The 14,447-nt window shown below is 36.9% G+C and carries 15 protein-coding genes and 1 other RNA gene; 13 read left to right on the top strand and 3 right to left on the bottom strand.

The annotated features are described in order from the left end of the window. Positions 1–27 precede the first annotated feature (27 nt). A complete protein-coding gene (gene rbr, locus Q0E71_RS00755) occupies positions 28–612 on the bottom strand; it encodes a rubrerythrin (protein ID WP_148344910.1) in 585 nt (194 codons plus the stop codon). A 213-nt stretch (positions 613–825) separates the two neighbouring features. On the opposite strand from rbr, the gene Q0E71_RS00750 reads away from it, so the two are divergent. The 12 genes from Q0E71_RS00750 to Q0E71_RS06775 all read left to right on the top strand — a co-directional run bounded on the left by Q0E71_RS00750 (position 826) and on the right by Q0E71_RS06775 (position 12,323). Beyond that, positions 826–1,719, top strand: coding sequence for a YitT family protein (locus tag Q0E71_RS00750; protein ID WP_294794803.1), 894 nt, complete (start codon positions 826–828; stop codon positions 1,717–1,719). A 157-nt stretch (positions 1,720–1,876) separates the two neighbouring features. Then, the gene (locus Q0E71_RS00745) at positions 1,877–2,401 is read left to right on the top strand and encodes a hypothetical protein (RefSeq protein WP_294794794.1); all 525 of its coding nucleotides are present in this window, start codon (positions 1,877–1,879) and stop codon (positions 2,399–2,401) included. Between the two features lies 1 nt (position 2,402). After that, on the top strand, positions 2,403–2,963 hold the full coding sequence (locus Q0E71_RS00740) for a DUF5317 family protein (protein ID WP_294794787.1): 561 nt from the start codon (positions 2,403–2,405) through the stop codon (positions 2,961–2,963). Position 2,964: 1 nt separating this feature from the next. After that, positions 2,965–4,158: a CapA family protein gene (locus tag Q0E71_RS00735; protein WP_294794780.1), complete on the top strand. Its 1,194-nt coding sequence runs from the start codon at positions 2,965–2,967 to the stop codon at positions 4,156–4,158. A gap of 11 nt (positions 4,159–4,169) precedes the next feature. Further along, entirely contained in the window at positions 4,170–5,237 is a 1,068-nt protein-coding gene (locus tag Q0E71_RS00730; RefSeq protein ID WP_294794762.1) for a uroporphyrinogen decarboxylase family protein, read from the top strand. A gap of 168 nt (positions 5,238–5,405) precedes the next feature. Beyond that, on the top strand, positions 5,406–6,227 hold the full coding sequence (locus tag Q0E71_RS00725) for a hypothetical protein (RefSeq protein WP_294794755.1): 822 nt from the start codon (positions 5,406–5,408) through the stop codon (positions 6,225–6,227). Beyond that, entirely contained in the window at positions 6,220–7,221 is a 1,002-nt protein-coding gene (locus Q0E71_RS00720) for a uroporphyrinogen decarboxylase family protein (RefSeq protein WP_294794749.1), read from the top strand. Before Q0E71_RS00725 ends, Q0E71_RS00720 begins: the two co-directional genes overlap by 8 nt. Next, complete coding sequence (locus tag Q0E71_RS00715) at positions 7,214–8,932, top strand: ASKHA domain-containing protein (protein ID WP_294794733.1); 1,719 nt, start codon at positions 7,214–7,216, stop codon at positions 8,930–8,932. Before Q0E71_RS00720 ends, Q0E71_RS00715 begins: the two co-directional genes overlap by 8 nt. Positions 8,933–8,941: 9 nt before the next feature. Continuing rightward, positions 8,942–9,589, top strand: a complete 648-nt coding sequence (locus Q0E71_RS00710) for a corrinoid protein (RefSeq protein WP_294794727.1) — start codon at positions 8,942–8,944, stop codon at positions 9,587–9,589. Between the two features lie 20 nt (positions 9,590–9,609). Further along, complete coding sequence (locus Q0E71_RS00705; protein WP_294794720.1) at positions 9,610–10,965, top strand: Na+/H+ antiporter NhaC family protein; 1,356 nt, start codon at positions 9,610–9,612, stop codon at positions 10,963–10,965. 41 nt (positions 10,966–11,006) lie between these two features. Beyond that, the gene (locus tag Q0E71_RS00700) at positions 11,007–12,149 is read left to right on the top strand and encodes a double-cubane-cluster-containing anaerobic reductase (RefSeq protein WP_294794874.1); all 1,143 of its coding nucleotides are present in this window, start codon (positions 11,007–11,009) and stop codon (positions 12,147–12,149) included. Positions 12,150–12,242: 93 nt separating this feature from the next. Beyond that, a complete protein-coding gene (locus tag Q0E71_RS06775) occupies positions 12,243–12,323 on the top strand; it encodes a 2-hydroxyacyl-CoA dehydratase (protein ID WP_367116792.1) in 81 nt (26 codons plus the stop codon). Positions 12,324–12,411: 88 nt separating this feature from the next. On the opposite strand, the gene ssrS is transcribed toward Q0E71_RS06775, so the two are convergent. Together ssrS and Q0E71_RS00690 are read right to left on the bottom strand one after the other, a co-directional pair. Then, positions 12,412–12,588, bottom strand: a non-coding RNA gene (gene ssrS, locus Q0E71_RS00695) — 6S RNA. 42 nt (positions 12,589–12,630) lie between these two features. Then, positions 12,631–13,527, bottom strand: a complete 897-nt coding sequence (locus tag Q0E71_RS00690) for an RluA family pseudouridine synthase (protein ID WP_294794714.1) — start codon at positions 13,525–13,527, stop codon at positions 12,631–12,633. 115 nt (positions 13,528–13,642) lie between these two features. Here Q0E71_RS00690 and Q0E71_RS00685 point away from each other — a divergent pair, with 115 nt between their 5' ends. Then, complete coding sequence (locus Q0E71_RS00685; RefSeq protein ID WP_294794707.1) at positions 13,643–14,446, top strand: NAD(+)/NADH kinase; 804 nt, start codon at positions 13,643–13,645, stop codon at positions 14,444–14,446. The last annotated feature ends 1 nt before the right edge of the window (position 14,447 follow it).

The raw sequence follows: 14,447 nt of genomic DNA, 5'->3' as shown, positions 1-14,447 counted from the left end.
CATCATATTTTTTTCTTTAAGTAAATTTTAATAGTTTTCTACGAAGATTTCGAAGAAGTCCATTGGGTGATCACATGCAGGACATTTCTTTGGTGGTGTCTTGCCTTCATGTAGATAACCACAGTTTAAACATTTCCAAATATAAACTTCATCTCTCTTGAACACTTTACCTGCTTCAATATTTTCAACAAGTTTTTTGTATCTGTTGTGATGAGCCATTTCAACTTCTGAAATTTCTTGGAAAACTTTAGCTATTTCCTTAAAACCTTCTTTTTCAGCTTCCTTAGAAAAGTCTGGGTAAAGTTTTGTTGCTTCATAGTTTTCATCTTCAGCAGCAGCCTTTAAGTTTTCTAAAGTTTTATCAAAAACTACAGGGTATGTATTAGTGATTTTGATTTCTTCACCTTGCATTTCATCCCTTAAGAATTTGTAGAATCTCTTAGCATGTTCAGCCTCATTTTGAGATGTTTCTTCGAAGATTTTTTGTATTTGCACATAGCCATCTTCTTTAGCTTGTTTAGCATAGTAAGAGTACCTCATTGATGCTTGGCATTCATTGATGAAAGCCTTCATAAGATTGTTTGATGTTCTTGCGTCTTTTAATTTCATAATACCTCTCCTTTCAATATTATTAATTTAAGTACTTTATGTAAATATATTATATATCAAATAAATTTTTTTGTAAAGAAAACTTATGGGTGAAGCCAAATAAATATTATAGTAAATAGACGTAAAAATGCTTGAAGAAAAGCGATTCTTGTGTTATAATTGATTTCATATTTGATAAATTTATTATAGAAAATATTTATAGAAAAGGGGTAAGCTATGAACATAACTAATGAAGTACAAAATTTAAAGAAGGATAAGATTAAACACAAATACAATTGGAAGGAGATAGCACTTATCATCATAGGCATAACGCTTGTTGCAAGTGCGATACACTTCTTTCTAGTGCCGTCGAACCTAACATCTGGAGGCGCGTCAGGTATAGCGATAGTCCTAAGTCACTATATACCACTAGGCGTTGGACCGCTATTTATACTAGTAAACATCGTTCTATTTATCATGGGCTTTATATTTATAGGTAAGGACTTTGGTACGAGGACTATAGTCGTGACACTTGCTTTATCAGGCTTGGTATGGCTATTTGAAATAATATTTCCAAATCCAAAGCCATTATCAGATGACTTGTTCTTAATAATCACGCTAGGCATGATTATTCAAGGCATAGGCGTGGGCATGGTACTTAATCAATATACATCGACAGGCGGAACAGATATTATCGCCAAGATTATGCAAAAGTACTTAGGTCTTGACCTAGGCATAGGCTGTGTTATTGCGGACCTTGTTGTTAGTATATTTGCAGGCTCTGCCTTTGGTATGAATATATTTTTATATTCGGTTATGGGCGTTATAATCAACGGCGCTGTTGTAAGCATCACTATAAGCGGTCTTAACACAAGTAAGCTTTGCTACATCAATACTAAAGAGGTCGAACTTGTATCGAAATTTATCATAGAAGACCTTGATAGATCCGCAAACCTTATTCCATATAAGGGCGCTTACACAAAGAATGATAACGTTTTGATACAAACAGCAGTTTCGACTCGCGAGTACATTAGACTAAAGGAGTTTGTTAACGACACTGATCCAACTGCCTTTGTAGTAACAAGCAGCGCGAATGAAATACTTGGCGAAAAATGGAGAAGATTTATATAATTTAATACTGATTAAAGACTGAGCTATTTACTAGTTCAGTTTTTTTATGCTATAATATAAATAATGTCAATAGTAATGGGGCTTAGTATAGACTAATCTTTATTATTAAAGCCGAAATTATATGATATAATATTAATGATATTGTGAGGAGATAAATATGCAGACAAAAGATTGCATTGAAAAATATAAAAAAGAATTTGAAAGTGAAATACAATCTCTTTTCTGGTCAAGCGACGGATCTTTGAAGAAAAAGATATATGGCAAGGTCAAAGAAGAGGCACTTGATGAGATAGTAAACGATGTCTTCGTTTATGACGATGATTTGCTTAAGTCATTAAACCTAAGTACGGCCAAGATAAGTGTATACTTAGAGACAAAGTACAAAGCAGTTGATTTTAGAAGCTTTGTTGCGCCGCTATCGAGGATACTATTGCCCGTGGCGATATCGTTTGTGACATTCTTCTTAAGTGCGAAGTCCTTAAAGTACTTTGACATCGAAAAGATATTTGGCGTTACATTAAAAACATTTTTTGCCTTCGCTTTAAGTGCCGTGGTCATAGCTATGCTATTTAGCATTTACTACACAAAAGTAAACGAGAAGAAGCTCTATGCCATATACATAAGAGATAGACTTAATTTTGAGATTAATAGGCTCATTGCCCAAGAGAAAGCTGAGGCATAATATGGCTTTATTTGTAATTATATTTGCCATTCTTATCTCATTAATCAATGGCGGACGAATCAAAAATTTATTTAAGATGAATTTAAGATATACATGGTTCTTAGTAATAACAGCGCTATTAAATATAGCGGTACTTGTCTACATCACAAGATTTAATCTTGCTCATAGACGTGAGCTGATGATGGTTTATCCATATCTTAATCTATTTACATTTTTTGTGATGATATTCTTTTCTATTGCAAATAATAAGTACTTCGCCTTTAACATCATTGCCCTAGGCCTTGCTTTAAACCTAATGGCGATGATTAATTACGCTGGCTTTATGCCAGTTGTGAAGGAAGCACTTTTATATAACGGCTCGCTTAATGAGCTAGCTGCTTTAGAGAACTCACTTTCAATGACACATACGCTTTTAGTGAGCGGTAAGACTTTCAATGCACTGGCAGACACTATACCCATAGGCAAGTTCACTAGTTTTAAAACTGTTATTAGCATAGGTGATATATTCTTATCGCTTGGTTTATTCATGCTTATTGAAGATGTTATGAAGAGGAGGTCGTGATATGATTTTTAAAAATATAGTACTAGGTCTTCTATGTATTGCAAATTTATTATTTGGCCCGACAAAGGACATAGATGTAAATAATATATTAAAGGAAAGTATCAATACTTTCACTTATAAAATAGAGCTAGAAGCAAGAGAGGATGCGCTCGAAAAGTATAGAGCCGAGCTTGAAAAGCTTAGAAAAAGCAGAGTAAGGATATTCGCTGCTGGCGACTTTATGACGCATGGACCGCAATTAAAAGGAGCAAAGTACAACGACGGATACAAATTTGACGAATATTTTAAGTATTTGCCATTCTTTAAAGAAGCAGATCTTGCTATGATTAATTACGAGACAACTGTTTCCTACAACGGTCAATACACTGGCTATCCAACGTTTTCTTCGCCTGAATCGTCTGTTGAAGCTATTAAAAACAGCGGCTTTGACGTGATTGCGACTGCGAATAACCACGCCTTTGATAAGGGCTTCAAGGGCATAGACAAGACCATAGACACAATCAAGAGCTATGGTATGGACAATGTCGGCACATATAAAGACGCAAATAATATGCCGCTTATTAAAGAAGTAAATGGCATTAAGTTTGGTATATCGGCCTACACTTACTCCATCAACGGTTTTGATAGCCGCGTGAAGGGTACTGACAAAGCTTATGCGGTAAACTTCATCGATATGGACAAGATTAAAAAAGATGTCGAATATATGGATGCAAATGATGTTGATGTGAAGCTTGTCTACATGCACTGGGGCGTTGAGTACCAGCTAAAGCCAAACAAGGCGCAAGAAAATACTGCGAAGAAGCTTAACGAGCTAGGCGTAGACATAATCTTAGGCTCGCACCCACACGTTATACAAAAGTGCGATGTGATTGAGTCTGGTGGTAAGAAGACTTATGTTTGCTACTCCATGGGCAATTTTGTCTCAAATCAAAGACGTGAGTTTATGCCGAATCGCTATAGCGAGAACGAATTAATGATGGAAGTCATCTTACAAAAGACGCCAAATAGCGTAGTTGTAGAGAAATTTGAAGCGCATCCGCTTTGGGTTGACAAATATAGGACTAACGGCAGGGACCACTACAATGTAATTCCTGTTAGAGAAGCTCTTGACGGAAGCATAAAAGTTGAAAGAATCAATCAGATTAAAAATAAATTATTACAAAGCTTAGAAGATTTTAAAAGTATATACAAATAGGAGATGGTTAAATGTATTTTGAAGACGAAATGACACCAAAAGAAAGGATGACTGCCTTTTCAAAGGGCGAGCCAATGGACAGATTACCTGTAGTGCCAGATATGGGGGTAACTATGGCATGGTACATAGGTAAAAAGACAAACGATTATTACACATCATCTGATGTAATTACAGAGACTGAAATCGCTCTATTCAATCGCTTTCACCATGACAATATCTGTGTGTCAACAACATTAAGAGGCATGGCTGAGGCCATGGGTTCAGTGATGAACTACCCTGATGACAATATCTCAAACTTAAGAGAGCCAGTTGTTAAGACAGAAGAAGACATCGATAAGCTTGAGCTTGTTGATCCATGGAAGGATGGTCACCTACACGTACTTCTAGAAGCACTTGAAAAGATCAGAGACGAGCTAGGCGACGTAGCAGACATAGGTGCATCAATGACTGCGCCATTCACAGTAGCTGCATCAGTACTAGGCACTGAGAATATGCTTAGATGGATAGTTAAGAAGAAAGATGCTTTCCATAGACTTATGGACATCATCACAAGAAATAATACTGAGTACATCAAGGCACTTGGCAAAATTGGTTTTGGAACTGGTTTCTGTGATCCAGTATCATCGACATCCATGATTAGACCTGCTCAATACAGAGAATTTTCTTTGCCATACTTCAAGAGAAACGTTGAAGACGTTAAGAAATATTGCGGCGGCGCTCCGACTATACACATTTGTGGCAAGTCAAGAGACATCTGGGAAGATGTTGTTAGCGCAGGCGTAGGCAATTTCTCTATAGATAACTGCGAAGACCTTGCTGAAGCAAAAGAAGTTATGGGCGACAAAGTAGTTATAACAGGTAACGTGCCACCAGTTGATGCTATTTACTTAGGTAACGACGATATCATCAAAGAAGAAGTAAAGAAATGCGTTGCTAAGGCATGGGACTCACCAAGTGGCTTCATTCTATGTACTGGCTGCCAAATTCCAAAGAACAGCCCTATCGAAAACATCGATTCATTCATGAAGTGGGGCAGATACTATGGCAAGATGCCTATAGATACATCGAAGTTCAATTAGTATAATATTTTTTTATAGACTTACGGAAATAGTAATAAATTTTTCTAATTAATGTGCGTGTAGCTAAGCTATATGCACATTTTTTATTTATAAATTCTATGAATACCATCTAGTCAAGGCTATTTGCTTAAGTCTCAGAAGTATTATATAATGAATGATGGTGAGAGCGTGAAAAAGATAGGAGATCTAAGAGTTTACTCTTGCAATGCAACTAACGAAAAAGAGTATACTGATTTAAATTTGAATATTAACGAAGAAGACTTATTTACTGATGCTAATCTATATAGAGAAGTGGCTCAAAGAATGAGCCTTGGTTTTGATACAATTTTTTATCCTATCGTAGGCACTATGGAAGGCGAATTAGCTGGCATGATGCTTGACAAAAACGCTAATCTTAGAAGATTCATGGAGCTTGATAGCATTGATGAACTTTATAATTTAAAGGATTTTGATTTTAATTTGGAGCACTTTGTTTGCCTAGAGAAAGCTATGGCGGGTGAAGAGGCTCCTATTTGTTTTAAGCTTAATGGCCTTTTGTCCTTCGTATCACAAGTGATTGACATATCAAAATTTTTATTGGCCTTCAGAAAGAAACTTAATAAAGAAGAGATATATGCTTACTATAGAAGAAACGTTTTAGACCTATTATTAAAGCTTGATGAGGATAAGGTCAAGCTCATTAGTTTAGCCGATCCCATTTTAAGTGTTGAGACAGTTGGACCGAAGCTTGTCAAGGAAGTAGTTAGTGACTTTTACTTCCCACTTATCAATGATATTTTACAATTTACCAATTTTAAGATACATATATGCCCGAAATTAGGCTTTGCCTTGTCGGACCTAGGACTATTTAATGAAATCAAAGTAGAGACAGATGAGATGAGCTATCAAGAAGCGCTGATAAATTCATCTTATAGACTCTTTACGAATAGATGTTTTAAGATTCAAGGCAATGTGAAATTTATCACAGTATTAGGGGGGAACTATGAATAAGAAAGAAAGACTATTAAAAATACTTAATGGCGAAAAGGCTGATAGACCAGCTGTTATTTGTCCAGGCGGTATGATGAATCCATGTGTTACTGAACTTATAGAGAAGCATGGCATTGATTTTGCGAAAGCAAATTCAGAAGCAGAAGAGATGGCAAAGCTATCGAAACTTGTTGTTGAAGAAAATCTTTTTGAGAATTATGCTGTACCATTCTGCATGAGTGTTGAATCAGAGATGCTAGGCGCAAAGTGTGTCTACGGCACTAACGAAGAGGAAGCACACATCGTTGAGTACGCTATGGATAAGATCGATATCGATAAATTAAAGAACGTTAAGGTTAAGTTTGATAGGGAAGAAGCTTTACTTGGCGCGATTAAATTACTTAAGAACGATGAAATACCTGTTATAGGCAACATCACTGGACCATTCTCAGTTGCGACAAGCGTTGTCGATGCAAAGGAAGTATACGTTGGTCTTAAGAAGAACAAAGAAGCTTTTGAAGCTTTTATGGATTATATTTCTGATCTGATAGCCGAGCTTGCAATAAAAGAAGTAGATGCAGGCGCTGACCTAATCGCAATCGCTGACCCAAGCGGTACAGCTGAGATACTTGGACCAAAGTACTTTGAAGAGTACCTAATTCATTACGTTAACTATATCATAGACAAGATCAAGGCGCATAAGGACGTGCCTAACATCATACACATCTGTGGCGATATGAAGAGCGTTATCGACATAGTTGAAAAAATTCATGCAGATGCTTATTCATTCGATGCGATAGTTAACTTAAAGAACGCTAAAAAACACATACACAAACCTGTCATGGGCAATGTGTCAACTTATCTAATAGAAAATCAAAGACCAGAACAAATTTCAAAGGTCGCTAAAAATAGAGTCAAAGACGGCGTAGACATCATAGCTCCAGCTTGTGGACTAGGTATGGGCTCACCACTTGACAATGTAAAAGCAATACTAAAGGGAGTAGAAGATGCCTAAGATTCACATATTAAGTGATGACAATATAATTACAGCGAATGATGGGGAAATCCTCTTAGATGTATTAAGGGAGAACGGCTACTTTATTGAAGCGCCGTGCAATGGCATGGGCACTTGTAAAAAGTGTAAAGTCAAAATCATGGACGGAGCAAGTGAAGAGACAGTTCTTTCGTGTGAGTATAAGATTATTTCTGATATAAGCGTTGAATTCTTCGATGAGGGCAAGGCAGAAAACCTTCTTACATCGGATATAGATACATTCGATGCGAGCGATTCAGTACTTACTATGAAGACTCATGTCTTTGAAGACAGTAGAGACACCGACACTTCTTGGGAAGACGAGTACGAGAAAGCCTTTGGCCAGATCTCCTTCAATGTTTTGAAAAATACAAATTTTTCAAAGGGCGAGAAGCATGCGATATATTTAAAAGATGAAGTGATTGCTATACGCGACAAAGATGATGATAAGATATATGCCGCAGCAGTTGATATAGGTACTACAAGCGTTGCTATATCAGTTCTTGATATTACTCATGGCAAAGTCATTGAAAGAGCATCCTTTGTCAATCCACAAATAAGCTTCGGACTTGACGTTTTATCAAGGATGAGCGCCGCCATCGACCTAAAGGAAAACCTTTATAAGATGCAAGAGCAAATCACAAAGGCCATAGAAGAAAACATATTAAAAATATTTAAAAAGTACAAGCTTGATATAGATAGCTTATATGAAATCATCTTCTCAGCTAATTCAGTTATGATGCATATACTTATGGGCGTCGACCCGACCAGCCTTGGCATAGCGCCATACAAGATAGTCAGCTACTTTAACTTTGAGATAGATGCAAAAGAGATAGGTATGAAGCTTGGTAAGTACACTAAAGCCTTTACTATACCATCGATCTCGTCATATGTTGGCGCTGACATTCTTAGCGGCGTTAATCATATCGATATAGAAAATATTGATAAAAACATTATGTTTATAGACATAGGCACAAATACAGAGCTAGTACTTAAGTATAAGGATAAATACTATGCTAGTAGCTGCGCGGCTGGACCTGCACTTGAAGGCATGAACATAGAGTTCGGTTCGAGAGCCGAGCTTGGAGCGATTGAAAATGTTTTCTTTGACCTTGATAATGGTACTAAAAACATCGTAGTTATTGGTAAAGAAAAGGCAAAATCCATTTGCGGCTCAGGCGTTTTGGCAGTCATACGTGAAGCCTTAAAGATAGGCCTCATTGACTATAGAGGAAGGTTAGTTAAATTAGAAGACCTTGCTGAAGATGACAAGCGAAGACCATTCTTAAAGGATATTGATGGCAAGACCGTAATCGATTTAGGCGAAGTATATATCACTAAAAAGGATATAAGAAACATTCAGCTATCGAAGAGCGCCATTATGTCAGGGATAGTTTTACTATTTAACAAGCTTGGCATGACTGCTGAGGAAGTTGATGATTTATTCATCGCTGGCCAATTCGGCTATCACTTATCAAAGGACATGTTAGTAGATACGTATTTTATACCAAATATACCAGAAGAAAAGATTTCTTATCTTAAAAATACATCGCTTGATGGCGCGATCAGCGTAGTATTATCAAAGAAGAAGAGGGAAAATCTTTTAAGTTTAAGCAAGAAGATAAAGTTTTTGGAGCTAAGTTACGACGAAAACTACCAAAAAGTCTTTATCGACTGCTCATATTTTAAATAGGAGGCAAATATGACAATAGAAGAGTATTACAAAATTCTAGACGATTATGTCTATGAGTATGAAGACGAAAAAATTGCAAAGGTCGCTCAAGACTACCTGGATGAAGGTTATGATGCGCTTGATGCTATTGTTAATGGATTAGTTCCTGGAATGAAAAGGGCGGGGGACGCTTTTCAAGAAGAGGAATATTTCGTAACAGACCTATTACTTTGTTCAGACGCAATGAACAATGCACTTGATGTATTAAAACCGCACCTAGAAAAAAGCGAGCTAGAACATAATCACAAGATTGTTATAGGTGTAGTTGAAGGGGATACTCATGACATTGGCAAGAACTTAGTTAAGACAATGTTCCAAACACAAGGCTTTGAGGTTATAGACTTAGGTAGAGACGTTGAAGTTCATAAATTTGTTGACGCAGCCGAAGAACATGGCGCAGAAATCATCTGCATGTCAACACTTATGACGACAACTATGAGAAATATGAGAAGGGTTGTTGAGATACTTGAAGAAAAGGGCCTAAGAGACAAGTATAAAGTCATGATAGGCGGGGGACCTATCTCACAATCGTTCGCGGACAAGATTGGCGCCGACAAATATACTATAGACGCTATCGAAGCCGTTAAAGCTGCTAAGGAGTTATTAAATATAAAATAAAAAAGTAGGAGGAATTTTTGATGGACGAACAATCATCAATCAAACCTAATGGATGGGCACTGATACCCTTCATAGTATTTATAGGTTTTTTCTTATTATCAGGAATCATTTTAGACAAGATGGGTGTAGAAATGGCATTCTATCAAATACCATCACCTATCGCCGTACTTATTGGTATTATCGTTGCCTTTATAATGTTTAAGGGTTCGATAGACTCCAAATTTGATGTATTCGTTAAGGGATGTGGCGATGACAATATCATCATCATGTGCTTAATCTACATCTTAGCTGGTGCTTTCGCAACACTATCTAAAGCATCTGGCGCTGTTGACTCAGTTGTTAACTTAGGCCTAAGCATAATACCAGTTCAATTCATAACAGCAGGTCTATTCGTAATCGCTTGCTTCTTATCAATTGCAACAGGTACTTCAGTTGGAACCATAGTTACAGTTGGTCCTATCGCTGTAGGTATCGCTCAAAAAGCAGGCCTACCTATGGCTCTTGTTTTAGGTGCACTAGTAGGTGGATCTATGTTTGGTGATAACTTATCAGTTATTTCTGATACAACTATCGCTGCGACTAGAACACAAAACGTTAACATGAAAGATAAGTTTAGAGCAAACTTTAAAGTAGCACTACCAGCTGCAATAGTTACACTTATTATTTTATTAATAGTTGCTAGAACAACTGGACCAGTTAAGTTTGATGACTTAAGCTACAATTTTGTATTAATCTTACCTTATCTATTCGTTTTAATAGCTGCTCTATGTGGCGTTAACGTATTCGTTGTATTAACACTAGGTATCGTTTTTGCAGGTGGCGTTGGTATGGCAACTGGTTCATACAATGGACTTGAACTTTGCCAAAACATTTTTGCCGGCTTCTCAGGACAATTTGAAATTTTCTTACTTTCAATGTTAACTGGTGGTCTTGCTAGTATGGTTAGAGCAAATGGCGGTATCGAATGGCTAGTATTAAAGATAGCTAAGATGGCTAAGGGTAAAAACTCAGCAGAACTATCTACTGCATTATTAACAATGATTTCAAACGCTGCTCTTGCTAATAACACTGTATCAATAATCATCTGCGGTCCTATCGCTAAGAGAATTTCTAACAAATTCAAAGTTGACCCTAGAAGAACAGCATCACTTCTTGATATGTTCAGCTGTATAACTCAAGGACTTATCCCTTATGGTGCACAAATACTTATCGCTTCAGGCTTCACTGAAGGAGCTGTATCACCAGTTGAGTTAGTTCCATACATCTGGTATCCAATGATACTATTAGTATTTGCAGTACTTTCAATCTTTGTTAGATACGCTGACCTTAAGACTGGATGGAACTTCGAACTTGACAAACCTGAAGAAGCAAAGTAAAATATAGATATAATTAACCTAAAGAGAGGAAGAATATCGTGATAAACATTAAGAAAGAATTACCTGAAATTTTTGATGAATTTAAAGATAAGAGAAGAGAATCATTTTTAAAAGTTAAAGAGATTAAGGATAAGAACATACCAGTCATAGGCATATTCTGCACATTTTTCCCGCAAGAGATAGCTCTTGCAGCAGGTGCGACATCTGTATCACTTTGTTCGACATCTGATGAAACTATCAAAGATGCTGAAAAAGATCTACCAACAAATCTTTGCCCACTTATCAAGGCAAGCTATGGCTTTGCCATCACAGATAAGTGTCCCTTCTTCTATTTCTCAGACCTTATAGTTGGAGAAACGACTTGCGATGGCAAGAAGAAGATGTATGAGTACTTAGGCGAGATTAAAAACGTTTATGTAATGGAGCTTCCGCAAAAGAGATCCGCTGAGAGCCTTCAATTGTGGACGGCTGAAATTAAAAAACTTGTTGCCTACGTATCAAAAGAGTTTGGCGTAGATATTACAGAAGAAAAACTTAGAGAAGCAACTGTAATTAAAAATGCTGAGAGAAGTGCTGTTAAAGACTTTTATGGCATAATGAAAGCTGATGAACTTCCTATCATGGGTTTAGACTTGTGGCACGTCTTAAATGGAGTGCAATTTGAATTCGACAAGAAGGCAATACCTGATGAACTAGCTAAGCTTAAGGAAAAAGTCTTAAGCGAGAATAAACGCATCACAGACAAAAAGAGGATACTTATAACTGGTTGTCCAATAGGTGGAGCGACTGAAAAAGTTATCGAAGCTGTTGAGAACAACGGTGGCATAGTCGTTGCTTATGAAAATTGTGGGGGAGCAAAGGCGATAGATGAAAACGTTGACCTAGACAACCCAGACATATATGACGCACTTGCTAAGAAGTATCTAAATATTGGCTGCGCATGCATTAGCCCTAACACACCAAGATTAAATCTTTTATCAAGAATGATAGACGACTACAAAGTCGATGGTGTAGTAGATATGCATCTTCAAGCGTGTACGCCATTCCAAGTAGAAACAAAAGCCATTAGAGACTTTGTCACAAAAGAAAAGAAAACTCCTTATATCCAAGTAGAAACTGATTATTCAGATTCAGACTTGGGCCAATTAAACACAAGAATCGAGGCATTCATAGAAATGCTATAGATAAAAGATTAGGCTCTCGTCAAGAGAGCCGTTCTTATATCTTAAAATGCTGTAGATAAAAGATTAGGCTCTCATCAAGAGAGCCGTTCTTATATCCAAGTAGAAACTGATTATTCAAAATCAGACTTGGGCCAATTAAACACAAGAATCGAAGCGTTCTTAGAAATGCTTTAGTATAAAGAGAGGCTCTCCGCAAGGAGAGCCTTTTGTGTATAAGAAGATACAAAGAAAGAGTCAAGCAAATCGCTTGACTCTTTTGATATGTAATCCCATTATGTGCCGTTTTTCATAAGTAATTTATCCCCGCATATACGAGGTGGGTCCGTTATTCACAAGGTCTAATGTCCACTTAAGGCATATTATCGCTTGCAAAAAAATCACAGTCCCATATTATTATTGTTGGTTAAATTAATATGAAAAGCGTGCACTACAGGATATCTTAACTATATTATATAGCAAATTTAATTAAATTTCAAGAGAATTAGATAAATTTTTTAGAAAAATTTATTATATCAGCGTGGTCACTCACTTCATAATGCCTTTCCTCATTAGTCCTCGGGTCCTTAAAACTTATCTCAAATGAGTGAAGGAGCTGCCTATCAACGCCCTCATATGTCTTGTCATTATATAGTGTGTCGCCTACTATGGGAAAGCCTAGGTAAGCTAGGTGCAGCCTTATCTGATGCGTCCTGCCAGTAATGAGCTCCGCTTCTACGATGGAGTATTTTTCGCCGCTTATAACTTTCTTGAATATGGTTTTCGCGTAATCACCATCGCCATCGTCACAGACCATCTTTTTTATATGATCACTCTCATCGGTTTTGATATTCTTCCGGACTACTATCTCATCAAAAGGAAAAGATCCATCAACTACCGCGTGATACTTCTTTTTGAAGCTGCCATCTTCCATCTGCTGCATAAGATTATAATGTGCGAATGGATTTTTCGCGACCACCATAAGCCCCGTCGTATTCATGTCAAGCCTATTGACAAGGCGGACGCGTCTCTTAAGGCCACGCGACTGAAATAAATTGATCAGGGCATTATAAAGGGTACTCCCTTGATTGTTCTTCGTCTCATGAACGAGGATATTTTTCTCTTTATTGATGACCATGTAGTCAATGGTCTCGTCAATGATATCTATATCGCAAGTAAAGTCATCAGGGGCAGTCTCTTCCTCGGGCATATGTATCCTTAAGACCTCACCCATAAGAATCGGCAGGTCTTTGCGCCTAAATTCTTCATTTACATATATGTCTTTATTTAAGTAGCTTCGTCTAAAAAGTCTCTTCGATATTTTAAGTTCGTCTATCATTTCACTCATCTTATCATAGGACCTCTTAGCGACAAAGCTCACATTGTATTCATCGTTAATCACTTTATCACCTAAGATAAATTATAATATATTTTTCATGCTTTTACAAGTAGATGGCTTAAGTCATTGAAAAATTACTCTATTTGTTGTATAATTAATAATTATAAGAGGTGAAGAAATGAATGAGAGAATTATAAATATACTCGCAAAGGACGACGAGCTTAGCAAAAAGATTTTGCTTGAGCTTGAAGAAAAGCTTGAGGCACGTGGCTTTGTGACTACGAGAGATTTTAGTAATGAGGCTGAACTTTCCATCGTTATAGGTGGAGACGGATCCTTTTTAAGAAGCGTTCACGAAAATGATTTTACTGAAGTGCCTTTTGTCGGCTTCAATACAGGCCACTTAGGTTTCTTTCAAGAGCTTTCTATTGATGATGTCGATAAATTTGTAAAAAGCTATATAAATGGAGAGTTTAAACAAGAGTCACTACACTTGATCGAGACAAGCGTTCACTTTGATGGCGGCGAGTCAAAGCTATATTCAGTTAATGAAATGGTTGTCAAAGCGAACAAATCGAAGGCCGTTGAACTCGATGTATTTATTAATTCTGATTACTTGGAAAGATTTTTTGGCGACGGACTTATAGTCTCAACACCAGCTGGCAGCACTGCATATAACTACTCAGTTAGGGGCAGCGTAGTGCATCCAAAGCTTGAGTGTATACAAATGACTCCACTCGCACCTATTAACTCAAAAGCCTTTAGATCTTTACAAAACTCAATCATCGTTCCACCAAACTTTATTATAAGATTCGAGCCAAAGAAGAGATACGAAGGAGAGATTATACTTCTTAACGATGGCGAAGAGCGTATCTTCAAGAACGTCACTAGCGTAGAGATAAACCTAAGCTACAAGAAGATATATAGGATAGTATTTTCAAAGAATATTTACTGGAACAATCTAAAAGATAAATTTTTATAGG

Origin of the sequence: uncultured Fenollaria sp. (assembly GCF_934202865.1) — a bacterium.
Classification (GTDB): Bacteria; Bacillota; Clostridia; order Tissierellales; family Peptoniphilaceae; genus Fenollaria.
Note: the sequence above shows the minus strand (reverse complement) of the source record. Positions and strands in the feature narration are given on the sequence as shown.